This is a genomic window from Cyanobium sp. NIVA-CYA 375 (genome assembly GCF_056108345.1).
The window spans coordinates 34,934-58,749 of the sequence record NZ_JBSYHW010000001.1; the positions used below are offsets into that span (position 1 = coordinate 34,934).

Annotated in this window: 28 protein-coding genes and 1 tRNA gene; 13 read left to right on the top strand and 16 right to left on the bottom strand. The window is 62.7% G+C overall.

Annotation, left to right across the window (positions count from 1 at the left end; genetic code table 11):
• Positions 1-23: 23 nt before the first annotated feature.
• Positions 24-431, bottom strand: a complete 408-nt coding sequence (atpC, locus tag AC01FP_RS00205; RefSeq protein WP_474476598.1) for an ATP synthase F1 subunit epsilon — start codon at positions 429-431, stop codon at positions 24-26.
• A 30-nt stretch (positions 432-461) separates the two neighbouring features.
• Entirely contained in the window at positions 462-1,922 is a 1,461-nt protein-coding gene (atpD, locus tag AC01FP_RS00210; RefSeq protein WP_474476600.1) for a F0F1 ATP synthase subunit beta, read from the bottom strand.
• A gap of 267 nt (positions 1,923-2,189) precedes the next feature.
• Between atpD and groES the strand changes: the two genes are divergently transcribed.
• Together groES and groL are read left to right on the top strand one after the other, a co-directional pair.
• Positions 2,190-2,501 (top strand): co-chaperone GroES, encoded by a 312-nt coding sequence (groES, locus tag AC01FP_RS00215; protein WP_474476602.1) that lies wholly within the window; start codon positions 2,190-2,192, stop codon positions 2,499-2,501.
• 51 nt (positions 2,502-2,552) lie between these two features.
• The gene (gene groL, locus AC01FP_RS00220) at positions 2,553-4,187 is read left to right on the top strand and encodes a chaperonin GroEL (RefSeq protein ID WP_474476604.1); all 1,635 of its coding nucleotides are present in this window, start codon (positions 2,553-2,555) and stop codon (positions 4,185-4,187) included.
• Between the two features lie 119 nt (positions 4,188-4,306).
• Here the strand turns inward: groL and msrB are convergent, their stop codons facing one another.
• Genes msrB through gpmI form a run of 3 tightly spaced genes read right to left on the bottom strand, consistent with a single transcriptional unit; the run spans position 4,307 to position 6,704 of the window.
• The gene (msrB, locus tag AC01FP_RS00225) at positions 4,307-4,795 is read right to left on the bottom strand and encodes a peptide-methionine (R)-S-oxide reductase MsrB (RefSeq protein ID WP_474476606.1); all 489 of its coding nucleotides are present in this window, start codon (positions 4,793-4,795) and stop codon (positions 4,307-4,309) included.
• A 13-nt stretch (positions 4,796-4,808) separates the two neighbouring features.
• A complete protein-coding gene (secG, locus tag AC01FP_RS00230) occupies positions 4,809-5,039 on the bottom strand; it encodes a preprotein translocase subunit SecG (RefSeq protein ID WP_106502316.1) in 231 nt (76 codons plus the stop codon).
• Between the two features lie 39 nt (positions 5,040-5,078).
• Positions 5,079-6,704, bottom strand: a complete 1,626-nt coding sequence (gene gpmI / locus AC01FP_RS00235) for a 2,3-bisphosphoglycerate-independent phosphoglycerate mutase (protein ID WP_474476609.1) — start codon at positions 6,702-6,704, stop codon at positions 5,079-5,081.
• A gap of 172 nt (positions 6,705-6,876) precedes the next feature.
• Between gpmI and pyrR the strand changes: the two genes are divergently transcribed.
• Positions 6,877-7,413 carry a bifunctional pyr operon transcriptional regulator/uracil phosphoribosyltransferase PyrR gene (gene pyrR / locus AC01FP_RS00240; RefSeq protein ID WP_474476611.1) on the top strand — a complete coding sequence of 179 codons (537 nt, stop codon included), beginning with the start codon at positions 6,877-6,879 and terminating at the stop codon, positions 7,411-7,413.
• Positions 7,414-7,431: 18 nt separating this feature from the next.
• Here pyrR and AC01FP_RS00245 read toward each other — a convergent pair whose 3' ends face one another.
• From AC01FP_RS00245 to AC01FP_RS00255, 3 genes are all read right to left on the bottom strand, one after another.
• Entirely contained in the window at positions 7,432-7,650 is a 219-nt protein-coding gene (locus AC01FP_RS00245; protein WP_474476614.1) for a ferredoxin-thioredoxin reductase variable chain, read from the bottom strand.
• A 42-nt stretch (positions 7,651-7,692) separates the two neighbouring features.
• Entirely contained in the window at positions 7,693-8,535 is an 843-nt protein-coding gene (locus AC01FP_RS00250; RefSeq protein WP_474476617.1) for a hypothetical protein, read from the bottom strand.
• Positions 8,536-8,640: 105 nt separating this feature from the next.
• Positions 8,641-10,200 carry an Hsp70 family protein gene (locus AC01FP_RS00255; RefSeq protein WP_474476620.1) on the bottom strand — a complete coding sequence of 520 codons (1,560 nt, stop codon included), beginning with the start codon at positions 10,198-10,200 and terminating at the stop codon, positions 8,641-8,643.
• Positions 10,201-10,263: 63 nt separating this feature from the next.
• Here AC01FP_RS00255 and AC01FP_RS00260 point away from each other — a divergent pair, with 63 nt between their 5' ends.
• The 3 genes from AC01FP_RS00260 to AC01FP_RS00270 all read left to right on the top strand — a co-directional run bounded on the left by AC01FP_RS00260 (position 10,264) and on the right by AC01FP_RS00270 (position 11,507).
• Positions 10,264-10,494, top strand: coding sequence for a DNA-directed RNA polymerase subunit omega (locus AC01FP_RS00260; protein WP_106502311.1), 231 nt, complete (start codon positions 10,264-10,266; stop codon positions 10,492-10,494).
• Positions 10,495-10,502: 8 nt separating this feature from the next.
• Positions 10,503-10,874 carry a DUF1818 family protein gene (locus tag AC01FP_RS00265; protein ID WP_474476623.1) on the top strand — a complete coding sequence of 124 codons (372 nt, stop codon included), beginning with the start codon at positions 10,503-10,505 and terminating at the stop codon, positions 10,872-10,874.
• A 372-nt stretch (positions 10,875-11,246) separates the two neighbouring features.
• A complete protein-coding gene (locus AC01FP_RS00270; protein WP_474476625.1) occupies positions 11,247-11,507 on the top strand; it encodes a DUF2811 domain-containing protein in 261 nt (86 codons plus the stop codon).
• On the opposite strand, the gene AC01FP_RS00275 is transcribed toward AC01FP_RS00270, so the two are convergent.
• From AC01FP_RS00275 to AC01FP_RS00300, 6 genes are all read right to left on the bottom strand, one after another.
• The gene (locus tag AC01FP_RS00275; RefSeq protein ID WP_474476628.1) at positions 11,494-12,261 is read right to left on the bottom strand and encodes a hypothetical protein; all 768 of its coding nucleotides are present in this window, start codon (positions 12,259-12,261) and stop codon (positions 11,494-11,496) included. The genes AC01FP_RS00270 and AC01FP_RS00275 overlap by 14 nt on opposite strands.
• Positions 12,258-12,716, bottom strand: a complete 459-nt coding sequence (locus AC01FP_RS00280; RefSeq protein WP_474476631.1) for an EVE domain-containing protein — start codon at positions 12,714-12,716, stop codon at positions 12,258-12,260. The genes AC01FP_RS00275 and AC01FP_RS00280 overlap by 4 nt, the downstream gene beginning before the upstream one ends.
• A gap of 55 nt (positions 12,717-12,771) precedes the next feature.
• Complete coding sequence (gene murD / locus AC01FP_RS00285; RefSeq protein ID WP_474476633.1) at positions 12,772-14,172, bottom strand: UDP-N-acetylmuramoyl-L-alanine--D-glutamate ligase; 1,401 nt, start codon at positions 14,170-14,172, stop codon at positions 12,772-12,774.
• A 50-nt stretch (positions 14,173-14,222) separates the two neighbouring features.
• Positions 14,223-14,294, bottom strand: a tRNA-Val gene (locus AC01FP_RS00290).
• 45 nt (positions 14,295-14,339) lie between these two features.
• A complete protein-coding gene (locus tag AC01FP_RS00295) occupies positions 14,340-15,089 on the bottom strand; it encodes a photosystem II S4 domain protein (protein WP_474476636.1) in 750 nt (249 codons plus the stop codon).
• Positions 15,082-15,585 (bottom strand): hypothetical protein, encoded by a 504-nt coding sequence (locus AC01FP_RS00300; protein ID WP_106502303.1) that lies wholly within the window; start codon positions 15,583-15,585, stop codon positions 15,082-15,084. Before AC01FP_RS00300 ends, AC01FP_RS00295 begins: the two co-directional genes overlap by 8 nt.
• Before the next feature lie 83 nt (positions 15,586-15,668).
• Between AC01FP_RS00300 and serA the strand changes: the two genes are divergently transcribed.
• The 4 genes from serA (at position 15,669) to AC01FP_RS00320 (ending at position 19,130) form a co-directional block, all read left to right on the top strand.
• Positions 15,669-17,255, top strand: coding sequence for a phosphoglycerate dehydrogenase (gene serA, locus AC01FP_RS00305; RefSeq protein WP_474476638.1), 1,587 nt, complete (start codon positions 15,669-15,671; stop codon positions 17,253-17,255).
• Complete coding sequence (gene prmA / locus AC01FP_RS00310; RefSeq protein ID WP_474476641.1) at positions 17,255-18,175, top strand: 50S ribosomal protein L11 methyltransferase; 921 nt, start codon at positions 17,255-17,257, stop codon at positions 18,173-18,175. Before serA ends, prmA begins: the two co-directional genes overlap by 1 nt.
• A gap of 141 nt (positions 18,176-18,316) precedes the next feature.
• Positions 18,317-18,616, top strand: a complete 300-nt coding sequence (locus AC01FP_RS00315) for a ferredoxin (protein WP_106502300.1) — start codon at positions 18,317-18,319, stop codon at positions 18,614-18,616.
• Between the two features lie 112 nt (positions 18,617-18,728).
• Positions 18,729-19,130, top strand: coding sequence for a hypothetical protein (locus tag AC01FP_RS00320; RefSeq protein ID WP_474476904.1), 402 nt, complete (start codon positions 18,729-18,731; stop codon positions 19,128-19,130).
• A 41-nt stretch (positions 19,131-19,171) separates the two neighbouring features.
• Here AC01FP_RS00320 and psbV read toward each other — a convergent pair whose 3' ends face one another.
• Both psbV and rnz read right to left on the bottom strand, forming a co-directional pair.
• Positions 19,172-19,693 (bottom strand): photosystem II cytochrome c-550, encoded by a 522-nt coding sequence (gene psbV / locus AC01FP_RS00325; RefSeq protein ID WP_474476643.1) that lies wholly within the window; start codon positions 19,691-19,693, stop codon positions 19,172-19,174.
• Between the two features lie 99 nt (positions 19,694-19,792).
• Complete coding sequence (gene rnz, locus AC01FP_RS00330) at positions 19,793-20,752, bottom strand: ribonuclease Z (RefSeq protein ID WP_474476907.1); 960 nt, start codon at positions 20,750-20,752, stop codon at positions 19,793-19,795.
• 65 nt (positions 20,753-20,817) lie between these two features.
• Between rnz and AC01FP_RS00335 the strand changes: the two genes are divergently transcribed.
• The 3 genes from AC01FP_RS00335 to AC01FP_RS00345 are packed head-to-tail and all read left to right on the top strand — an operon-like array spanning position 20,818 to position 23,811.
• Entirely contained in the window at positions 20,818-22,077 is a 1,260-nt protein-coding gene (locus AC01FP_RS00335; RefSeq protein WP_474476645.1) for a SpoIID/LytB domain-containing protein, read from the top strand.
• 8 nt (positions 22,078-22,085) lie between these two features.
• A complete protein-coding gene (locus AC01FP_RS00340; RefSeq protein ID WP_474476648.1) occupies positions 22,086-22,835 on the top strand; it encodes a glucosamine-6-phosphate deaminase in 750 nt (249 codons plus the stop codon).
• 28 nt (positions 22,836-22,863) lie between these two features.
• On the top strand, positions 22,864-23,811 hold the full coding sequence (locus AC01FP_RS00345) for a proline iminopeptidase-family hydrolase (protein ID WP_474476650.1): 948 nt from the start codon (positions 22,864-22,866) through the stop codon (positions 23,809-23,811).
• The last annotated feature ends 5 nt before the right edge of the window (positions 23,812-23,816 follow it).

A 23,816-nucleotide genomic window follows, 5' to 3' on the forward strand; every position in this document is an offset into this window, starting at 1 on the left:
CTATCTTGGTTTTAACTGAATTTTCAGTTAACCTTGCTGGCTTGGAAGCGGGCGCGAGCCATAGCTAGGGCCTGCTGTGCCTTGAACTTATCGGGACTGGCTGCCTTGCCATCAAAAGCGGCTACAGCCGATTGGGCTACCTCAAAGGCAGCTTCGGCGGTAGTTGCGTTTATTGAGCTGCCCAGCTCAGCGGCGTTCACTAAAACGGTGACCTCGTCGGCCTCCACTTCCGCGAATCCGCCCATCAAGGCGATCGAGGACCAAGCGCCGCCTGATCGCAGCCGCATAACTCCCGTATCTAAGGCAGCCAACATCGTGACGTGACCAGGCAGGATGCCCACCTGACCAGTAGTGCTGGGCAGGATCACCTCTTCGGCGGTTCCATCAAAAACGCTCTGATCGGGTGCCAGAACGCGCAGGGTGAGACTCATGGTTGAGGTTCCTCAGAATGGGGGAGGGGATCAACCCTTAGCTTCGGCAAGGATCTTGGCGGCCTTGGCCTTTACCTGATCGATATTGCCCACCAAGTAGAAAGCAGCTTCCGGTAGGTCGTCTAGTTCACCGGCCAGAATCATGTTGAAGCCCTTGATGGTGTCGTCCAGCTTGACGTACTCACCCTTTTGACCAGTGAAGATCTCGGCTACGAAGAAGGGCTGGGAGAGAAACTTCTCGATCTTGCGAGCCCGATCCACCGTGCGGCGGTCGTCCTCGGAGAGTTCGTCGAGACCAAGAATCGCAATGATGTCTTGGAGCTCTTTGTAGCGCTGCAGGGTGCTCTGCACAGAGCGGGCAGTGCGGTAGTGCTCATCACCCACCACCGCTGGCTGCAGCATGGTGCTGGTGGAATCCAAGGGGTCTACGGCAGGGTAGATGCCCTTGGAGGCCAGACCACGGCTGAGCACGGTGGTGGCATCCAGGTGGGCAAAAGTGGTGGCAGGTGCCGGGTCAGTGAGGTCGTCTGCGGGCACGTAGACGGCCTGGATCGAAGTGATCGAGCCTTCTAGGGTGGAGGTGATGCGCTCCTGCAGCATGCCAACGTCAGTGCCGAGGGTGGGCTGGTAGCCCACAGCAGACGGCATCCGGCCCAAGAGGGCTGACACCTCAGAGCCGGCTTGCACGAAGCGGAAGATGTTGTCGACGAAAAGCAATACGTCTTGCTTGTTGGTGTCGCGGAAGTGCTCAGCCATGGTGAGAGCCGATAGGCCCACGCGCATGCGGGCTCCTGGTGGCTCGTTCATCTGGCCGTAGCAAAGGGCCACCTTCGACTTGGAAAGGTCTTCGGAGTTGATCACACCCGACTCCTTGAATTCCTCGTAAAGGTCGTTGCCTTCGCGGGTGCGCTCGCCAACGCCGGCGAACACGGAAACTCCGCCGTGCTCCTTGGCGATGTTGTTGATCAGCTCCTGGATCAACACTGTCTTGCCTACCCCAGCACCGCCGAACAGGCCAACCTTGCCGCCTTGGCGGTATGGGGCCAGCAGGTCAATCACTTTGATGCCGGTTTCAAACACCTTTGGCTTTGTTTCCAGCTCGGTGAGGCTGGGGGCGGCGCGGTGAATAGAGGCGGTCTCATTGGTAGTGACAGGACCCTGCTCGTCTACAGGCTCCCCGAGCACGTTGAAGATGCGGCCGAGGGTGGCTTCACCTACGGGTACGCAGATTGGGGCGCCGGTATCGAGTGCTTCCATGCCGCGCACCAAGCCATCGGTGGTGCTCATTGCCACAGCGCGCACCCGGTGGTCACCCAGTAACTGCTGAACCTCAGCCGTTAGGGCGACCAATTGGCCGGCGGAATTGGTGGCTTCGATTCGAAGTGCGTTGTAAATCTTGGGCAGCTTGCCGGCAGGGAATTCAACGTCTAAAACCGGGCCAATCACCTGCCGGACGGTGCCTTTGGTGCCGGTGGCGGTAGCAGCTGCCATAGGTAGGGAAATCTCAGGGAAGCGCAGGGGGAATCAGCCCGCCTGAAGCGGCGCAACCTTACCACCGCGTTAGGCGCTCCTGGTTGCCCCACGCCTGTACGCATGGGCCGGTTCGGTCACCCGCACAGCCAGGGGCTGGGCAGGAATGGGACGGGCGGCATAAGTTGGCACTCGTTGAGCTCGAGTGCTAAATCGCCGTTTCGGCCCACTCTTGTTCACTGTTCTGTGGCGTCTTTGACGCCATGTCATTGCTGTCGCAATTCATCCATGGCTGCTGTTTCTCTCAGCGTCTCCACGGTTAAGCCCCTCGGAGATCGCATTTTTATCAAGGTGTCCGAATCGGAGGAGAAAACCGCCGGCGGCATCCTTCTGCCCGACACCGCTAAAGAAAAGCCCCAGGTGGGTGAGGTGGTGCAAATCGGCCCCGGCAAGCGCAACGACGATGGCAGCCGTCAGGCTCCTGAGGTCAGCATTGGCGACAAGGTGCTTTACAGCAAGTACGCCGGCACCGACATCAAGCTCGGCAGCGACGAGTTTGTGCTGCTTTCCGAAAAGGACATTCTCGCCATCGTCAACTGACGACTGGTTGCTCATTGATTTCGACCTAACCTCATAACGACATCGCCTTCCATGGCTAAGCGCATTATTTATAACGAGAACGCCCGCAGGGCCCTCGAAAAAGGCATCGACATTCTGGCTGAGGCCGTTGCTGTCACCCTTGGCCCCAAGGGCCGCAACGTGGTGCTCGAGAAAAAGTTTGGTGCTCCCCAGATCATCAACGACGGCGTCACCATCGCCAAAGAGATTGAACTCGAAGACCACATCGAGAACACTGGTGTTGCCCTGATCCGTCAGGCGGCCTCCAAGACCAACGATGCCGCCGGTGACGGCACCACCACCGCCACGGTGCTGGCCCACGCCATGGTCAAGGCTGGCCTGCGCAACGTGGCTGCGGGCGCAAACGCCATCACCCTCAAAAAGGGCATCGATAAAGCTTCCGACTTCCTCGTGGGCAAGATCAAAGAGCACGCTAAGCCGATCTCCGACTCCAGCGCCATTGCCCAGGTGGGCACGATCTCCGCCGGCAACGACGAAGAGGTTGGGCGCATGATCGCCGATGCCATGGACAAGGTCGGCAAGGAAGGCGTGATTTCCCTGGAAGAAGGGAAATCAATGGTTACCGAGCTCGAGGTCACCGAAGGCATGCGCTTCGATAAGGGCTACATCTCGCCCTACTTCGCCACCGACACCGAGCGCATGGAAGCGGTGCTCGAAGAGCCCTACATCCTGCTCACCGATAAGAAGATCGGTTTGGTGCAGGATCTGGTGCCCGTGCTTGAGCAGATCGCCCGTACTGGCAAGCCCCTGCTGATCATCGCCGAGGACATCGAGAAGGAAGCCCTCGCCACCCTCGTGGTCAACCGCCTGCGCGGCGTGCTCAACGTTGCCGCCGTCAAGGCTCCTGGCTTCGGCGATCGCCGCAAGGCCATGCTCGAGGACATCGCCGTTCTCACCAACGGTCAGCTGATCACCGAGGACGCTGGTCTCAAGCTGGAGAACGCCAAATTGGAGATGCTGGGCACCGCCCGCCGCATCACCATCAACAAGGACACCACCACCATCGTGGCCGAAGGCAATGAGGCGGCTGTCAAGGCCCGCTGCGAGCAAATTCGCAAGCAGATGGACGAAACCGACTCCTCCTACGACAAGGAGAAGCTGCAGGAGCGTCTCGCCAAGCTGAGCGGTGGTGTGGCCGTGGTCAAGGTGGGTGCCGCCACCGAGACTGAGATGAAGGACAAGAAGCTGCGCCTGGAAGACGCCATCAACGCCACTAAGGCGGCCGTTGAAGAAGGCATCGTTCCTGGTGGTGGCACCACCTTGGCCCACCTGGCTCCCGCCCTTGAGGAGTGGGCTGCGGCCAACCTTTCCGGCGAAGAGCTGATCGGCGCCCACATCGTGGCCTCCGCCCTCACCGCTCCGCTGATGCGCATCGCCCAAAACGCCGGCGTTAATGGCGCTGTCGTGGCTGAGAACGTGCGCAACAAGCCCTTCAACGAGGGCTACAACGCCGCCACCGGCGAGTACGTAGACATGCTGGCTGCCGGTATCGTCGACCCCGCCAAGGTGACCCGCTCCGGTCTGCAAAATGCCGCCTCTATCGCCGGCATGGTGCTTACCACCGAGTGCATCGTGGCTGACATGCCAGACAAGAAAGATGCTGCTCCCGCCGGTGGCGGCATGGGCGGCGGCGACTTCGACTATTGATCCCCTTCGGGGATTCGAGCCGAATTTTCCAACCTCAAATCTGATCAATCGGGAGGGCTTCGGCCCTCCTTTTTTGTGCTCTAAATAGGCAGGCCTGATTGGCTAGCCGTTTAGCGTATTCAGGCTTTAGCCGGCTTAAAGTTGAGGGCTGCGCCGTTGTTGCAGTAGCGCTTGCCAGTGGGCTTAGGACCGTCGTCAAACACGTGGCCCTGATGGCCGCCGCAGCGCTTGCAGTGATATTCGGTGCGAGGCACGATCAACTTGAAGTCCACCTTGGTGGCGATCCCGTTGGGCAGCGGTTGCCAGAAGCTGGGCCAGCCGGTGCCACTCTCGTATTTGGCCTTGGAGCTAAATAGGGGCAGGGCGCAGCCAGCACAAACGAAAGTGCCTGGGCGTTTTTCGCTGTTCAAGGGGCTGGAGAAGGGCCGTTCGGTGCCCTCCTGGCGCAGCACGTTGTAGGCGGCCGGGCTCAGCCGTTGTTTCCAGCTGGCTTCGCTGAGTTGCCAGGCGGGATCTTGGGCCTTGGAAGCTGCTTCGGCGCGGGAGACGCCAGTGAATAAGGCGCCCAGGCTTGATCCCAGGGCTACCAGCAGATTGCGTCGCGGCATTGGCATCAAAGACCTATCCGAGCCAGCCGGCGCTGAGCACAACAGCCAGGCCAAGAAAAATTGCCAGCAATGTCCAGCTGATGCGGTTGAGGGTGGCTTCGGCGCTACGGGCACTGGTGAACATGGACCCGCCGCTAGCGGCCAGCCCGCCCATGCCATCGCCCTTGGGGCTATGAAGCAGCACGCTGATGATCAGCAGCACGCCGCTGCCGATCCAAACCCAGGACAACACCGATGTGACCATGCGCGCTCCAGTCTTCCTGCAGGCTAGGACCAGCGCAGGCTAGACGCCCAGGGCCTGGGGGATGGGGCTGGGCTCGGAGCTGGCGCCAGCTGGCAGAACTAGGGATTCACCGCTCATGTTTGGCGGCTTGGGCAGGTGCAAGATCTCCAGCAGGGTCGGGGCGATGTCGGCTAGGCCGCCATGGTCACGCAGCAACACGTTGGTGCCATGGCCGGGCAGCTTGCGTTTCTCTCCCTCCACAAGAATCACCGGAACTGGGTTTGTGGTGTGGGCGGTCCAAGGCCGACCATCCGGACCCTCCATTACCTCGGCATTGCCGTGGTCTGCGGTGATCAGCAGCGTGCCTCCCATGCGGTTAGTTGCCTCCATCAGCCGCCCTACGCAGGAATCCACAGTGCTTATGGCGTCAATTGTGGCTTTCATTTTGCCGGTGTGCCCCACCATGTCTGGGTTGGCGTAGTTGATCACCACCAACGCATAAATGCCCTTCTGTATGGCCGCAATACAACTTTCGGTCAGCTGGCCGGCAGACATTTCTGGCGATAGGTCGTAGGTCGCTACCCGCGGTGAGGGCACTAGGTGGCGATCTTCGCCGGGGAATGCCTGCTCAATTCCCCCATTCATGAAGTAGGTGACATGGGGATATTTTTCCGTTTCAGCGGTGCGGAACTGGCGCAGACCCGCACCGGAAACAACCTGCCCAAGCAGTCCGTCGAGGGATTCGGGAGGGAAGGCAACAGCAACAGGCAGCCCTTTTTCGTACTGGGTGAAGGTCACCACATCGAGGGGAGCTGGACGCTCCCTGACAAAGTCGTCAAAGTCGGGCAAGACCAGGGAGCGGATCAACTGGCGCACCCGATCGGGCCGGAAGTTGAAACACACCAAGCCGTCGCCTGCATTGATCAGCCCTTCAGACAACCGCAAGGGTTCGAGGAACTCATCGCCGATTTCTTGGGCGTAGGAGGCGTGGATGGCATTGACCGGGCTGAGCTCGGAGATCTCGCTCGGTTCGGTGTAAAGCCGATAGGCCTTTTCGGTGCGGTCCCAGCGGTTGTCGCGATCCATTGCCCAGTATCGGCCGCAGAGGGTGGCGATACGGCCCACACCGGCGCGGCTGATCTGCTCTTGAACCTGGGTGACAAAGCGGGGGGCGCTGCTCGGGTCCGTGTCTCGGCCATCCGTGATCACGTGGATGCAGACATCCTTGAGACCTCGGCTAGCAGCCCAGTGCAACAAACCACCTAGGTGGGTGATGTGACTATGAACACCACCATCTGAGCAAAGGCCGATCAGGTGCATAGTGCCGCCCCTAAGAAGCAGGCCATCAGCCAAGGCATTGAGCACGGGGTTGGCGGCCAAGCTGCCGTCCTTGACTGCCTGGCTGATCCGCACCAGCTCCTGCCGAATGATCCGACCGGAGCCGATGGTGAGATGCCCCACCTCGGAGTTGCCCATTTGGTCGTCTGGCAGGCCAACTGCGGCGCCGCTCGCTTCTATCAATGTGTGGGGATAGGCGTGCCAGAGGGCATCCATCACCGGTGTGCTGGCAGCACGAATGGCGTTGCGTTCAGAATTTTGGCAATAGCCCCAACCATCAAGAATGGCGAGTACAACCGGGGCTACGCAAGCTGAAGGCCGGAAGGCCGATCCTGGGCCCGGAGCCAATGTGGATTGCTGCTGGGAGGGAATAGCTGTCACCCGACTCACCTAGCGGCGTTGAACCATCGACTTCCGTACCTAACTTACAGTGCAATTGTGCTGCGATCCCCGCGATCTCTACGGGGTCAGCCTTTGGGCACACAGCCAATTAGCCCCGGCCGACTCGCTTGATTTCCTGATGCATCGGCTCGAACTGCTCTCGGCCCTGGATTTGGGCCGCACGCTTGACCGGCTCGCTTCCCAGGTACTGGAAGGAGTCACAGACAGCCGCTCCCTAGTGCTACTAGGCATACCCACCCGTGGGGTGGCGTTGGCAGAGGTTCTGGCCTCACGGCTGGCCGTATTGGCCGGCCATCCGATCGACCAGGGCAGTGTCGATCCCACTTTTCATCGAGATGACCTTGAGCGTGTTGGCACCCGGCTTGGCCAGCCGACCGAGTTGCCTGTGGCGCTGGATGGGCGTCAAGTGGTGTTGGTGGATGACGTGATTTTTACGGGACGAACCGTGCGGGCGGCCCTAGAAGCCCTGCAGGCTTGGGGAAGGCCGAAGCGAGTCAGCTTGCTGGCCATGGTGGATCGCGGTCACCGGGAGTTGCCGATCCAGCCTGATTTCTGTGGTCGTGTGGTGCCAACCAGTCGCCAAGAATCAATCCAGCTTTGTCTGCAGGCTATCGATGGCGAGGAGGGAGTTTTTTTGCAGCGGCCAGAGCCCTAGCAATAGCCAGGTAAGGGATCAGACAAGAGTCAGCTCATCGGAGCGGAAATGGGCCCGAAATTTTCCGAAGGCCACTATCACCGGCAGGGTTGGGCTGATCACCCGGCCTTTCCACTCGTTGAGCACGGTGACTACCTCGCCTTGCTGACCCTTCAGGTCGAAGGCGACTCCGCGGTGTTGGGGGTGGTGGTAGACAACCACGCTCTGGGAGACCTGAACCTGATCACCTGGCTGCATGGCTCCATGCTTCATCGCGCGGCCAATCTTGTCACGCGCCAATCACCGCCGGGTAGAACGGCGCTGGCAGGCCGTCTCCGGACCGGCTTCCACTATCTGGCCGCCCAAGGACCGACAGGCCTCCTGGAATGCGGCCCACTCGTCCATACCCTGGGCAATTCGCTGGCGCACCTGGGCATCGAGTTGGGCGGAGGGCACGGTGTGGGGTAGCTGGCCGTGGGCGTCGTGTTCCCGCTCCTGGGGCGCCAATCCTTCGATTCCCTTCTGAACCTTGGCTTGTAGGCCGCGGCTCTGGGTTTTCCACCAGGGATGGTCGATGCGGGTGAGGGCCTCGAGGGCTTCCCACCAGCGCTTTTGATCGGTGAGACCCTTTGCTCGCTCCCACTGCAGACGGTTGCGAGTCCAGTTTTCGCTGAGCTTGTCGCCCAGGCTGTCGCCGTCAGCCCGTTGGTCATCACCCATCACAGCCAGGATCTTTAGGGCTGCAGGCAGGTCGCCCTCCTGGAAGCGTGCTAGGGCGCGCTGCTGCAGGTTTTGCTGCCAGACCAGCAGTCGTTTGCGGTCGGCCTCGCTTCCGGCCAAGGAGTTCACCAGTTGCAATTGCAGCTGCAGGGCATCGCCCCAGCGTTCTTGCTGCCAGAGCTGGGCCGCTTTACGGCGCCGGCAGCTGCCCTGTTCTGTCGGGGCCTGTCCCCCCAGCCAGCGCAGGGCTTCGAGCTGCTCGCTGTAGCGCAGGCATGCTTCCAGATCGCCGCTCTTGGCCGCCTGCTCCAACTTTTGCGGCAACTGCTGCTCCCACCAGTAGGTAGCCCCAATGCCACAGGCCACAAGACCCAGGGTGAGACCAAGCCAGAAACGGGGCAGCCTGTGGCGGCGCAGGGCCAAGGCAAATACAGAAATATGAGTCTTATTTTTATGGACGTTGCGGTCCAGATGCAGCTAGCTGAGGGCAGCGCTTGCGGCGTCCACTTGAATTTGCGCCGGCGATTCTCAGCGCACTGGGCCCAGCAGCTGGGCGGCTCTGCGGCGACCGCTGCGTAGATCCGTGACCTCCAGCATCAGCTGGCCCTGCCCATTGACGGCAAAGGACAACCGCAGACAGTCTTCCCCCGGCTGCCCTGGTGTGTCCAAAGCCAGATCCGGGGGCTGCTGGCTCCAGGGCACCACGCGGGCCTCCCCAGCCGGTCGCGGCCGCAGCACCGGTAGTCCGGCCTCAAACACCACCTCGCTGCGCCGCTCGTTGTCTGGTTCCCCAAGCAGCAGCTCCAAGCTTCGCTGGTTGGCGCTGCTGCAGGCCAGCACGATTTCCAGGGGGCGCTCACTTGGCCAGGTCTGCCCCGCCACAAACAGCGGTTGCCAGTGGTGGCGGCTGGAGCGCTGATCCCAGCAGCGCAGGCAAATTCCAAAGCTCAGCACATCGCGCACCCGCACCCCCGGTGTGAGGGCTAGGGCTCCCAGTGCCACCGCCTCCACCGGCCGGCTTTCCAGCAGGGGAATGCCGCCGCAGCGCTCCTGCAGCCATTGGCGGATCAGGGGCATGCGGCTGCTGCCCCCAACCGGCAGCAGGGCAGTGATTTGGTTTAGGGCCAGGCCATCACGGCGGGCCCCCGCCAGCACGATCTCCATTAGGTCATCGAGTTGGGCCAGCAAGCCCCGCTCCACCAGCAGGGCGTTGAGGCGGCTGCGGCTCAATCGCAGGGGTAGGGGCGGCAGGCCCGCTGGACTCCAGAACGCCAAGGCCTCCTCCACGCTGCTGAGCTGGCATTTGAGCGATTCGGCTGCCTCCAGCAGAGCCCCATCGAGGCTTGCTCCAGGACAGAGGTGGGCGGCTATCCAGCGATCCAGATCCCTGCCCCCCAATGCAATTCCTGCCTTGCCGATCACCCGGGCGCAGCGCAGTGCTTGACGACTTGAACCCAGATCCCGACCGGCGAAGCGCAGCAGCTGGGCCATCGGCGCCGGTCGACCCTCGCCACCCTCCAGGGCCACCAGGGAAAGGTCGATGGTGCCTCCACCCAGGTCCACCACCAGCACCGTGCTGCCTGCGGGTAATCCCGCACCAATGGCTGCGGCGGTGGGCTCGTCCACTAAGGCCAGCTCTGGCACCGCCAGGTCCCGGCACACCTCCTGCAGCCATTCGCGGTATCTGGGGTAGCTGTCAATCGGAGCGGTTAGCACCAGCCGCTCGGGCTCAATCCCAGACGGCAGGGCAGCCCAGAGCTGCCTCAGCAGCAAGGCCCCGGCCTGTTCAGGCCGCAGTGGCAGGGCTGTCGTTGGTTCTTGCGTCGGGTAGGGGAGCGCGCCGATCTGTCGTTTGAAGTCCCGGTGCAGCTGGGGGCTATCGCTGTGGGACAGGCCAGCCTCCAGCACCTGGCGTCCGATCAGGGGCCTTGTCATGCCCTGATCGCTGAGCCACAGCAGGGTTGGCACCACGACCGGTTCGCTGTTGCTGTAAGGCGGCAGGGCCAACAGCTGCGCAGCGGAGTCGGGCGCTTGGTAGGCCACCACCGTGGTGGTGCTGCCCAGATCAATAGCCAGCGTGCCCCGCATAACTCCCTTCTAAACGGGGGCTTGCCGCTGCTGACCTAGATTGATGAGATTGAAAGGTTGTCCATGCAGAGCGGTATTGACGTCAACCACAAGGAACTGGCCCAGCGGGCCGAGAGCCTGATCCGCCACACCAGCAACCGCTACCTCACCACGGTGAAGATTGCTTTTCGGGCAAAGCAGCGTCGTTTCGACGATTTTGACGGCTTGCTCGACGATTCGATGATCAAACCCGTGCAGCGGGCCATCATCGAAATGAGCGACGAACAGGACCAACCCGACCTGCTGCCCGGCTGATTTGGCGGATGCAGGTTCAAGAAGGTGAGGGGTGGAGGTGGCTGGTTGATCCGGCCCGCCACCCCTTTTCAGTATTGGTAGGTGGCCAGGGCTGGGCCTCCGAGCTCACAGCGGAGGAAGCCCTGGGGCTAGGTCAGGGCTTGGTGCAGTTAGTGCACGAGCACCATGCTGTGGCAAGTCAGTTGCTGCCGGATGAGTCGATCTGCCTGGAGCTCGAGCGCGGCCCGGTGTGGATTGCCCTTGAAGGTGATCGCAAAGCCTGGACGCTGCGGTTTGTGCTTACGCCTGAGTCGGGTTGCCGCGCTATTGAGGGCAGCTGGTTGCCTGGGGCCAGCGCTGCCCTGATAGCGGCCCTGGATTTGGGGGGGGCTGGCAGCTAACGCGTGTGGGCAAGCCAGCACGGTTGCAGCTGAGACCCAGCGGCAGTTGAACATGATCAGTACTGCTGATCATTGCCGTATTCCTCCGCGCACCCCCCAGATGGGTCTTGGTTTTGCCCAGCTTTTCCCCGGGTCAACTGTCCAGATGGGGCCTCCCCGCTGCAGCCTGGGGAAAAGTTCGCCGTCGGGCCCTCCCCCCTTGACAGCACCTGCTTTGGACTCACGGCCTGCCACAAAGGCGAGGGACTAAAGGCAGATGCCATGGCAGGGCTGAGTTCTCAGCTTGGGAGTCGGGTCGGGAGAGCTGCGCCGGGCCATTTGACGGGACCGGCTGGATGTGGAGAACTGGCTCAACGCCGGGCCCTGCCTTCTGTGGAAATCCAGCCTCCCGCCTTAGATCAAACCCTCGGGGAGGGGCAAGGCTTGATGGTGAGCTTCCTCGCCGAGGTGCCTGAGGCTCTGCTGGCCTCGATGCGCAGCTTTATCGAGCAGCATCCCAACTGGGATCAATATCGGTTGTTTCAGGCGGCGCTTGCTGGCTTTTTGGTGCAGAACGGCCTTGGCGACCGTGAGGTCACTCGCTGCTATCTGGCCAACCTCTTCCCCGCCCAAGCAAGCTTCAGGCAGCCGTGAGCCGGTCTAAGTCATTTTTGCCGAACAGCTGCTGGTAGGCGGCCGTCAGTGTGCAGGCTGCTACCGGCAACGCCACCACCAAGCCAACCAACAGCATCAAGAAACCGGCGAGCACTATTGCCAGCAGCACCAGGGTCAGACCAAGAGCCTGTAGCCAGTGAGGATCGGTGGCTGCTCGGCCGCTACGAAATGCTGCCAGGGGGTTCAGACCCCCGATCAAGGCGAGCGGCAGGCAGAGGATCTGATCGGCGCTGAGGTACACAATGGCTGCCAAACCCGCCACCAGCGGTAGAGGTGCCAACAGGGGCTGGATCAGGGTGAGCAACCAGGAGCTTGCCTGGGCTAGGCGCACGATCAGAGCCAGCACCACCAGGATCAGCAGCAGGCTGCCAAAGCAGCGCAGCATCGCTCTGCCGTCAACCCGGATCAGCTCTCCCAGCCTGGGTTGGCCCTGATTTAGGGCAAGTTGTGCACCTCGCATTAACCCCACTACCAGCCATAGGCCGGTCAGGGCGTAGAGGGTCCAGGCGCCCCCCGCCAGGGCGATAGCGATGGGGTTGGGCTTGCCCACCAGTGACAGCACCTGGCCGCTCTCGTAGCGATAGAAAAGCTGGGTAACCAAATTGGCGCCGCCACTAATCAGGGTGAATCCCATCAGCACCCAGGGGCAGTGGCTGAAGGCAGCCCAGCCGTGTTCGACGGCGCTGCGGATGGCCAGGGGGGGGTTGGGGTTGATTGGGGCCTGCTGGTTCATGGCGACTCCAGCAGGCCCAGTAGTCGCTCGGCACTGCTGGGCTCAACCGGCAGGATCGACAGGCGGTTGCCTCGCTTGACTACCCCCAGCTGCTCGGGGCTGAAGTTGTCCCTCAGGGCATCCAGGCTGAGCAGCTGTCGGAAGTGGCGCAAATAGCGCAGGCGCACGCAGTCCCAGCGGGGCTGCTCCTGGTTGGCGGAGGGATCAAAATACTTGGAGCTGGGGTCAAACTGACTGGGGTCGACTATGTGAGTTTCAACCACCTCCATTAGACCAACAATGCCAGGTGGTTTGGTGTTGGAGTGGTAGAAAAAAGCCCTGTCACCAATTTGCATGCTCCGCATAAAATTGCGAGCTTGGTAGTTGCGAATTCCATCCCATAGGGTGCTGCCCTCCCTCTGTAGATGGTCGATCCCGTAGACATCGGGCTCGCTTTTCATCAACCAATAGGCCATGGCCTGCGGCGGTCAGCTCCTGCGCAGATGTTAGGAGCCAGGACTCGGAACGCTCTTACAGCGAGGTAACCAGCTGGCGGAAGTGATCACCACGGGCTTCAAAATCGCTGTATTGGTCAAAGCTGGCGCAGGCCGGGGAGAGCAGCACCGCTCGGCAGCGATTACTGCGGGCTAATTGGACGGCCATGGGCACGGCTTCGGTCAAGCTGTCGCAGCAGTGCACAGCTCCGCTGAAGCTTGCCTGGCTTAGTCGTTGTTGAAACTCAGCTTGGGCTGCTCCGTAGAGCAATACCGCCGCTGCTTTTTGCTGCAGGGCTGCCAGCCAGCCACTGGGATCGCCCTGCTTCGATTCACCACCGGCGAGCACGACCAGCGGACCATCCAGGGCATGAAGCGCCACTTCTGCAGCGTCGTAGTTGGTGGCCTTGCTGTCGTTATAAAAGGTGATGCCTAGCTGCTCGCGGATGCGCTCGAGCCGATGGGGTACGCCGGCAAAGGAGCGGAAGGCCTGCTCCATTTGGCTACCGCTCAGGCCAGCTTCCAGTCCGGCCGCGGCGGCCAGCAGCATGTTCTGGCGGTTGTGGGCACCGGGCATGGCCAGGCAGTCTGCGGCCATCAGTGGTTGAGCTGTGCGGGGGTTGTCGGACTGGGTGGAGCGCCACACCTGGCCTGCCTCGATCCAGAGTGTGGGCTTGATAGTGGGGGGGAGGTTTTCCCTTATGCCAGCGGTCACCCAGGTGGCTAGTTGCCAGCTGGCGGCATGGGCGCGCAAATCGGCATCATCAGCGTTGAGGATGCGCACCGTGGATCTATCCAGCAGGCTGCGTTTGATGGCCCGATAGGAATCAACTGTGCCGTGACGCTCGAGATGATCGGGGGTCAAGGTGGTCCAAATCCCAACCCGAGGTGTCACCTGGGGGGCTGCTTCGATCTGATAGCTGCTGAGCTCCATCACCAGCCAGTCGGGTTGGCGATCGCCGCGCTCAAGTTGCGCCAGCACCAGCTCGGCCCCCGAGAAGCCCACGTTTCCGCCCATAGGAGCATCGAGCCCGCCGTGCCGGAGAAGGTGGCTCACCAGATGGGTGACGGTGGTTTTGCCGTTGGTGCCTGTGATGCCGATCCAGGGCACGCCGCCACTGGCCTGGAAGGCCAGCTCCATTTCCCCTTTTGTGGCAATACCCAGGTTGCGCAGCTCCACCAGGGTGGGATGGTCCCAGCGGACGCCGGGGCTCACCACTACGGCTGACGGAGCAGTGCCAAGAGCGGCGAAGGTATCAGCGTTGAGCTGCACATCAAGTTGAACGGCAATGCCTGCCTGGCGCAATGCGCTTGCTTTGATTTCGAGTGCAGGGCTGGTTTGGCTCTCAATCACCAGCACTGAATGGCCGAGGTGATTAAGCAACCGTGCTGCACCAATTCCCGAGCGGGCAAGACCTACAACAACAGTTAAATCCATTGATGCGTCTGCCATCTCTGAGCCTTGGCCTAATACTCGACAGTTGTAAATGGGCGATACTGGATTCGAACCAGTGACTCCTACCGTGTCAAGGTAGTGCTCTACCTCTGAGCTAATCGCCCCAGAAGCTTTGCCACGTTACAGGCAGGCCTGATTCGGGCGGTTCTTCAGCAGCGCACCAGCTCTATGCGCCAGCGCTCCCGCTTGGTAGAAGCGACTGCCTCAAGCTGCAGCTCGCCCCGTCCCTCCAGCTGCACCCGGTCTCCCGCCGCCAGCTGGCGGCTGGGGCTGCCTGCTGGCAGCCAGTTGAGCCGCACGCGGCCCTGGCGGATCAGTTCGGCCATGCGGCTGCGTGATATCCCGAAACCGGCCGAGGCCACCGCATCGAGGCGTAGGGAGGCTTCCACGGTGTGAAAGCGGCGGGGCAGGCGCGGTGCTGGAAGCTGCAGCTGATCGAGGGGGCGGGCTTCCAGTGCCACCTCCACCGTGCGAACCATGGCGGTGCGGCCATCAAGGGCACCGGCTTGGGCAGTTGTCAGGATCACCTGGGCCCCCCGGTCACCTCGCAGCCACAGGTCCCCGAGCTCCCCCTCCGCAGCGCCGAGGCCTAGCAGGCCCGCCCGGAAGTCTTGCCGCTCAGCTGGGTCAAACAAAAAGTTACCAACGAGTTCCAGACCCATCAGGCCGGCAGCAACTTCATTGGCATTAATGGCGACATCGTGGCGCTGCAGCAGCAGTCGCTGGCGTTCGGCGCCCGGATAGCCCCCCCGACTGGCCAGGTCCAGCTCGGCCAAGCCCGCCAGTTCCTCTAGGGCCTCCTCCAGCAACGCCCCGTCAAGAAATGGCGTCCACACCGGTTCCCAGGTGCGCAGCACCCTTTCGGCGGCAGCGATTACAGCTTCCAGCTTTCTAGCCATCGCCCAGCCGCACCACCGCCAGGGGTTTGGCCTGCTGCAGGGAGATCCAGGGCATATCGACGCCGTTGGCGGTTTCGGCCAGCAGCAGCCAGTTGCCCTCCTCGACACGGTTGCGCAGGCTGCGGATGCGATCGTCTTCTTCGGAGCGCACACTCGCGGCGGCCGCGAAACTGCCCATCCAGCCCGAGCCCATGCCGAGCAGGGCGCCGATTAAGTGCTGGCTCCAGGCGCCCGCAAAGGCGAAAGTGTCCAGATCGGTGATGTAGGTGAAGGTGAGGCCTGCCAAAAAGCCAAAGGGAATTAGCCAACGCGCCATGCCCTGCTGGCGGGCCCGCCTTGCCACCGCAGGGTTGAGCCGGGCCACCTCGGCCATGGCCTGCTCTCCCTCGCCGATGGCCTCCAACTGCAGCAGCGGCGGCTGCAGCTCGGCCAGGCGGTCCCGAAGCTGATGCAGCCGTTTTCGGTCGTTCAGAACCACCACCACACTTGTGCCCACGCTGCGACCTGCTCAGTGTTGTTGGGGCGATTCTCGCCGCTCACTACACTGCACCTCCGGCTCTCCGCATCGCACCGCCGGGCATGACAAAGGTTCTCGTTTCGGATCCCATCGACCAGGCGGGGATCGACATCCTTTCCCAGGTGGCTCAGGTTGATGTACGCACTGGTCTGTCGCCCGAGGAGCTCAAGGCGATCATCGGCGACTACGACGCCTTGATGATCCGCTCGGGCACCACGGTGACTGCCGAAATCATCGAAGCGGCCGACAAGCTGCGGATCATTGGCCGAGCCGGCGTCGGCGTCGACAACGTTGATGTGCCTGCGGCCACCAAGCGAGGTGTGCTGGTGGTGAACTCGCCGGAGGGCAACACCATTGCTGCCGCTGAACAGGCTTTGGCCCTGATGTTGGCCCTGTCGCGCCATGTGCCCCACGCCCATGCCAGCACCATGGCCGGCGGTTGGGATCGCAAGAAATACGTTGGCAATGAGCTGTACAAGAAAAAATTGGGTGTGGTGGGTCTGGGCAAGATCGGCTCCCACGTGGCCCGGGTAGCCAAGGCGATGGGCATGGACGTGATGGCCTACGACCCCTACGTTTCCGCCGAGCGGGCCCAGCAGATGCAGGTGCGTCTGCTGCCCCTACCTGCCCTGTTTGCTGAAGCTGACTTCGTCAGCCTGCACCTACCCCGCACCCCAGACACCGAGAACCTGGTGAACGCGGAGCTGCTCAAGACCATGAAATCGACGGCGCGGATCGTTAACTGCGCCCGCGGCGGCATCATTGACGAAGCGGCCTTAGCTGAGGCGGTCGAGAACGGCACCATCGGCGGTGCGGCCCTTGATGTTTACGCCAAAGAGCCTCTAGAGGCTGGTTCGCCCCTGCGGCAGGTGAAGGAACGTTTGATCCTCACGCCCCACCTGGGTGCCTCCACCGCAGAGGCCCAGGAAAACGTGGCGATCGATGTGGCCGAGCAGATCCGCGACGTGCTGCTGGGCTTGCCTGCCCGCAGCGCTGTGAATATTCCTGGCCTCAATGCAGAGGTGATGGAGCAGCTCAAGCCCCACCTGCAACTAGCAGAAACCTTGGGTCAGCTGTTGAGCCAGCTGGCTGGTGGCCCGATCAGTGAGTTGGAGGTGCGCCTCCAGGGCGACTTTGCCTCCCACCCGGCCCAGCCCCTGGTGGTGGCGGCTCTCAAGGGTTTGCTTTCCACCGCCCTCGGCGACAGCATCAATTATGTAAATGCCAGCCTGGAGGCCAAGGAGCGCGGCATTCATGTGCTGGAAGTCAAGGATGACGCCAGCCGCGATTTCGCCGGAGGCTCGCTGCAGCTGAGCTGCCGTAATTCCCAGGCCAGCCACAGCGTTACCGGGGCGGTGTTCGCCGAAGGCGAGCTGCGCATCACCACCATCGATGAATTCCCGGTGAACGTGGCCCCCAGTCGCCACATGCTGTTCACCCGTCACCGGGATATGCCCGGGATCATCGGCGAGCTGGGCTCCCTGCTTGGTGAGCACAACGTCAACATCGCCTCGATGCAGGTGGGCCGCCGCATCGTGCGTGGTGATGCCGTGATGGTGCTCAGCCTCGACGACCCCATCCCCCCAAGCCTGCTGGCCTCGGTGCACGCTATTAACGGCATTCAGGAAGCTCACCCGGTCACTCTTTAATGGCTGCTGCCCTGGGCTGGTGGCGATTGGAGCTGGCCGCCCTGCCGGAGCTGGAGGAATCCCTGCTCTGGAAGCTCACTGACCTGGGCATCCCCCGGGTGGCAGTTCAGCACCGCCCTGAAACGCCCAGTCAGCGTCAGCTGATCGCCTGGCTGCCGGCGATCGACTGGCCGGAGCCGGAGCGCCAGCAACTGGAGCTGGCCTTGGCGCCCCTGGCGGTGCCCTTTGGCTTGGCGCTGCCCCCACTGCAGTGGAGTCAGCAGGCCGACGAAGACTGGAGCCTCAGCTGGAAGCAGCACTGGCAGGCTGATCCGGTGGGCGAAAGACTTTTAATCTTGCCTGCCTGGTTGCCCTGTCCGCCCGAACATGCCGAGCGGCGGCTGATCGTCATGGATCCGGGCAGCGCCTTCGGCACTGGCAGCCATCCCACCACCAGGATGTGCCTAGAGGCATTGGAGTTGCTAGCCGCCATAACGCCAGAGGGGCTGGCGGGCCTGCGGGTGGCAGACCTCGGCTGCGGCAGTGGTGTGCTGGGCCTGGCTGCGCTGCGGCTGGGTGCGGCCTCGGTGGCGGCTGTCGACACTGATGGCCTGGCAGTGCGAGCTACTGCTGACAATGCCGGCCTCAATGGACTCACTCCCCAAGTGCGGGTGCAACTGGGCTCAGTTGAGGCTCTTGCTGAGCTGCTCGAGGGCCAGACGGCCGATCTGCTGCTCTGCAACATTCTTGCTCCGGTGATTCAGGCCCTCTGTCCTGCCTTCAACACCGTGTTGGCGGCCAGCGGCGTGGGGCTGCTGAGCGGCTTGCTCGTTGACCAGGCTCCGGCGTTGCAGCTGGCCCTGCGGCACGAGGGTTGGCAGGCCGAACTCACTGCCGAGCAAGGTAAGTGGGGCCTGATGACGATCCGGCGTGTTGCATAAGGCACGCTGATCTGTGCCTTCAATTTGATTGGCCTTCCAGCGTTCTGGCCGACAAATCGACAGCAAGGGCGTCTGGCGGATGTAGGAAGGGCGGGTCCTACAGGCCCGGCTTCCGGGTGCCTGTGAGCCCCAATCCTTTTCATGGCTTCCTACAAGGTCACCCTCATCAGCGAGAGCGAAGGCCTCAACAAGACCATCGAGGTTCCTGATGACCAGTACATCCTCGACGCCGCTGAAGAACAGGGCGTTGATCTGCCCTATTCCTGCCGTGCCGGTGCTTGCTCCACCTGCGCAGGCAAACTGACCTCCGGCACCGTCGATCAAAGCGACCAGAGCTTCCTCGACGACGACCAGATCGAAGCTGGTTTTGTGCTCACCTGCGTGGCCTACCCCACCAGCGACTGCACCATCAAGACCCACGCCGAAGAAGAGCTCTATTGAGCTCCAGATCAGCCTGAGCAGGTTCGGCAATCACGGGCCTGCCCTTGAGCAATCTGAATTTTCTGCCACCCTTAGGGGTGGCTTTTTGCTGTCATCCCCGAGCCGCAGTTCTGTGTCAGCCCAGGCACCCCCCTCCCAGGGCAACGTCGCAGCCCTGCTGGAGCCAGGGAGCGAGCACACCAGCCCCGGCGGCCAATACAGCTATCGGGTGCTGGGCCCCTGCTGCCGCCTGTTTGATCGCGAGGAGTTGCCCTGGCCCTGCTGTCGGTTGGCCTGGCGTAGCAAGGAGCCAAGCTGGCGGCGAATCGGCCGGCGCTTTGTGCCGGATCTGGCCTCCCGCCGCTGCCCGTCCTATGCCGTTGAGCTGCTGCAGCCAGGCGCCCGCCCCACCCGCACGGTGATCACCCTGTTTCCGGTGCGGCTTGGATCCCAGTTGCAGGAGTGGTGGTACAGCAAGCAGCCCACCTCCCTAGACCTAGCCAACTGCAAGCCACCGCCGGTTCACAGCCAATAAAAAAGCCGGTGCTGTTGCACCGGCTAAATAGGGGGGTGAAGCTAGAAGTAAATCTTGCCGCCGCCCCACTGGATGCCCTGAACCTTGGGGGCCACCAGGATGTAGCCAGCCATCAGGCGCAGGTCGTCGTCGTCGAGGTCGCGCATTTTCACGAAGATATCGCTGCTGCGCATGCTGGGGTGCACGTCAGCAATGCTGTACTCGCCGTCGTAGGAGGTTGGGTCCTTCATGTAGTCCACTAGCGCTTCAACGCTGTCGCGCGAAGGGGTGGCCAGGGCCAGGGTCTCAGGATCGAGGCCCACGTTCTGGTTGGTTTTGGTGATGCCACCGGCGTGGCACTCGCCGCAGCTGCTGTTGAACACCTTGCGACCGGCCTTGATCTCCTGCTCGCTGAAGGTCACCAGGGTGCCGTCTGGTGTGGCGGGCACGGTGAGCTGCTCGCTGGTCCAGGCGGCCGCCAGAGCTGGGCTGCCGAAGCCCGTGAACAGCAGCAGGGCCAGCATGGCTCGAGCAAGAACGCGAACGGCCTTGCGGAGGGCAGCCGAGGGAAAGGAGGAGGCCATTGGGAAATGCCGGCGGGTACGCGGTAAAAAACCGCAGCGGAGATTTTGTATCACGGGGAAAGGGCCCTCCGCAGCGGAATCACTTGAACTGTTGCAGGGCTAGGCCGCGGCCGGTTCGGATGGGGTGATGTCGATGCTGAGGAAATCCTTGGCCACCAGGGTGTTGGCAAAGATGGATTGGGCTTCCGCTACCAGGTCGTCGGGCGTCATCGGATTGCCTGGCATGTAGCGAGGGCTCAGGTGGGTGAGCACCAGCTGCTTGACGCCGGCTTCCAGGGCGGTTTGGGCCGCCATCGTGCTGGTGGAGTGCTGGCGCTGGTAAGCAAGCTCCGCTTCGGCGTGGGAAAAGGTGGATTCGTGGATCAGCAGGTCAGCGCCGCGGGCCAGCTCAACCGCTGCTTCGCAGAACACGGTGTCGGTGCAATACACAACGCTGGCCCCCGGGCGATCGGGGCCGCAAAGGCTGGCGCCATTGATGATCCGGCCGTCTTCGAGGCTGATGTCGCGCCCAGCTTTGAGCTCGGCGTAGATCGGCCCTGGCGGGATGCCGAGGGCCTTGGCTCGCTTCACGTCGAAGCGGCCAGCCCGCGGTTTCTGATCGACCCGGTAGGCGTAGGCAGGCACCCGGTGGGTCAGCGGCGTGCAGCGCACCGTGAGGTCGTCGTCATCGAGCAGCAGGGCGCCGCTCTCGGCTGCGGAATGCACCCGGTGGGTGCGAAGCGGATAGCTGATCCGGGTGGAGGAGGTGCGCAGCACTCCTTCGAGGTAGTCGCGCAGGGGATCGGGGCCGTAGAGGTCGATGCCCGTGCAGGTGCCCGCCAGGCCGAGGCTGGCCAGTAGGCCGGGCAGGCCAAATACATGGTCGCCATGCATGTGGGTGACGAAAATTCGCCGCAGCTGGCTCACCCGCAGATCGCTGCGCAGGAACTGGTGCTGGGTGCCCTCGCCGCAGTCGAACAACCACAGCTCACTGCGCTGGGGCAGTCGCAGCGCCACCGCCGACACATTGCGTCCCCGGGTGGGCACACCAGAGCTGGTTCCTAAAAAGGTGACCTGCACGGTGGTGCTGCCTCTGGCGCATGTTGCCACGCCGGGCACAATGCAACCCATGTGTGGCCGTGCCCGTGTCCCGTTTCCCACTGGTGTCCTGGCTGGCAAGCGCCCTGGTGCTGACTGGGGCGGTCCCAGGACAGCTGCGGGCCCAGAACGCCAATCCCCAAGTGCGGGTGCTGTTGCTCGAAACGGCAAAAGTGACCGTTGAGGCAGTTCAGCAGCCCCTAGTGTTGCGGGCTGGTAGCCAGCGCTGGTTGCTGGCGCCTCAGCAGCCGGTGCTGCTGCACTTGGCTGGTGGCAGCTTGGTGCTTGAGCGCGGTGCTGGCGTCGAGCGCCTGCCTGCGGTGACGGAGCTCTGGCTGGAGCCGGCAGTACTGCCCGCCGGCGCCTCGCTGGATTCGCAGATCGGCCCCAAAGAAGGCGCCGATTTTCAGCTGGAACAGCGGGGCTACCGCGGCCGACTGCAGGTGCTGGTGGGCAGCTCAGGCCTACAGGCTGTCAACCATGTGCCCCTCGAGGCCTATCTGCCCAGCGTGGTAGCCAGTGAGATGCCGGCGAGCTGGCCCCAGGCGGCCCTGCGCGCTCAGGCGGTGGCCGCCCGCACCTACGCCCTGCGCCAGCGCAAGCCAGCTGCCGCCTTTGACTTACGTGCCACCGTGGCAAGCCAGGTTTACAAGGGCGTTGAGGCGGAAACCGCTTCAACCCGTAAGGCGGTAGATAGCACCCGAGGCAAAGTGTTGATGTTTGGCCCCAGCCTGGCCAACACGGTGTTTCATAGCAGCGCCGGTGGCAGCACCGAAAACAGCGGTGATCTCTGGAGCCAGCAGCTTCCATACCTGGTAAGCGTGCCCGATTTTGATCAGCACAGTCCTGTGCACGCCTGGCAGTTGCGCCTGGAGCCCGAGCAGTTGCAGAAGGCGTTTGGCGAGATCGGCGGTGCCCAGCGCATCGATGTGCTCGCCACTACCGGCTCTGGTCGGGTGCGCCAGGCGCGGGTGATCGGCCCTGCCGGCACCCTGGTTCTCACCGGCGCCCAGCTGCGCAGCCGCCTGGGGCTCAGGAGCACCCTGGTGCGCTTTGAGGTGCTGGCCCCAGAGTTGGCGGCCCTGCCTGCCTTGCCGCCGCTGGCTGCCGAGCCTGCCATCAGCCCTGATCAGGTGCCCGTGCAACTGCCGCCGCCATCGCTGTTGGCGATCGGCCGGGGCTTCGGCCATGGTGTGGGCATGAGCCAGTGGGGCGCCCACGGCCTGGCCAACCGGGGTCAGAGCTACGAGCAGATCCTCCATCACTACTACCGCGGAACCGAGTTGCGCCCCTACGTCAGCCCCTGAAGTTGGAGTTGCGCTCCCTCATTGATGGGCCGGCCATAGCGGCTGCGGTGGCGGCCAGGCTGCTGGAAGAACGCCTGCAGCGGCCCGGGCGTCCCCTGGGACTGGCCACGGGCCGCACCATGGAGCCTGTCTATGCGGCCTTAGTCCAGCAGCTTGAGCAGCTCAGTGGGGCGCAACAGCAGGCAATCCGCCAGGGCTGGCTGAGCTTCAACCTGGATGAATATGTGGGCCTAGCGCCCCACGATCCGCGCTCCTTTAATGATTTCATGACTGCCCGGCTGCAGCGCCCCTTGGGGTTGCAGCCTGAGCAGGTACTGCTGCCCGATGGCCTGGCGGCCGATCCCCAGGCTGAAGCTCTGCGCTACGGGGCAGCCCTCGCAGTTGCCGGTGGCGTGGGGCTGCAGCTGCTCGGCCTGGGCTTAAACGGCCATGTGGGTTTCAACGAGCCCCCCTGCGGGGCTAGAGCCCCCTGCCGCTGCCTGAGCCTCAGCGCCGCCACCCGGACCCAGAACGCTGGCGCCTTTGGAGGCGATCCCGAGGCAGTGCCGGCCCAGGCAATCACGCTTGGATTGGCGGAGATCCTTGCTGCTGAGCGGATCCTGCTGGTGGTCACCGGCGCCAGTAAGGCCGCCATCTTGAAACGGGCTTTGCAGGAGCCCCCCTGCCCTGAAGTGCCAGCCAGCTGGCTGCAGCACCACCCCCGACTGGAGGTGCTGGCTGATCGGGCCGCCTTGGGGGCGTTCCTGGAGGAGCAATGATGATTCAAGGCTTTTGTCGACCTTGTCCATGCCGCCTTCTCCAGCTCCGCCCGGTTCCGGTGTGCGCAGCATTCCGGTGCGCACCGACTTCGGCACCTTTGATGTTTGGACACGTCGCAGCGGTGCGAATCCTCACATCAAGCTGTTGCTGCTCCATGGCGGACCGGGCTGCACCCACGAGTATTTCGAGGTGTTTGACAGTTTTCTGCCCCAGGCGGGAATCGAGCTCTATTTCTACGACCAGTTGGGTTCGCATCACAGCAGCCAGCCCGATCACCCTGATCTCTGGGAGATCGGGCGATTTGTTGATGAAGTGGAGCAGGTGCGCCAAGCCCTGGCTCTCGATGGCAGCAATTTTTTCTTGCTCGGTCACTCCTGGGGCGGAATTCTGGCGATTGAGTATGCGCTGCGCCACCAGCAATATCTGAAGGGATTGATAATTTCCAACATGGTATGGAGTGTGCCGGAGTACAATTGTTATGCTGAAGAGCGTTTTCTCCGTCAACTGCCAGTGGGTGTTTTTGCTGAGCTCCAGGCCATCGAAGCCGCAGAGGATTACGACAACCCGCGCTACATGGAGTTGTTGATCCCGCACCACTACGAGCACCACGTGTTGCGCCGGCCCTATGCCCAATGGCCCGATTCGGTTCTGCGTGCATTTGAGCACCTCAATCCGAAGGTTTACATCCCCATGCAGGGTCCCAGTGAGCTGGGCGCCCGTGGCAAGTTGGCCCAGTGGGATCGCAGGGCTGATCTATCCCGGATTCAGGTTCCCACTCTCACCATTGGTGCCGCTCACGACACCATGGATTCCCAGCAGATGGCTGCCATGGCCAAGGCTCTGCCGCGGGGTTCCCATCTCCACTGCCCGAATGGAAGCCATATGGCGATGGTTGATGACCAGGTGGTTTACATCCAGGGTCTGATCGATTTTCTGCGGCGGGTTGATGCGGAAGCGATCCGAGAGGATCCTTAAGTGGG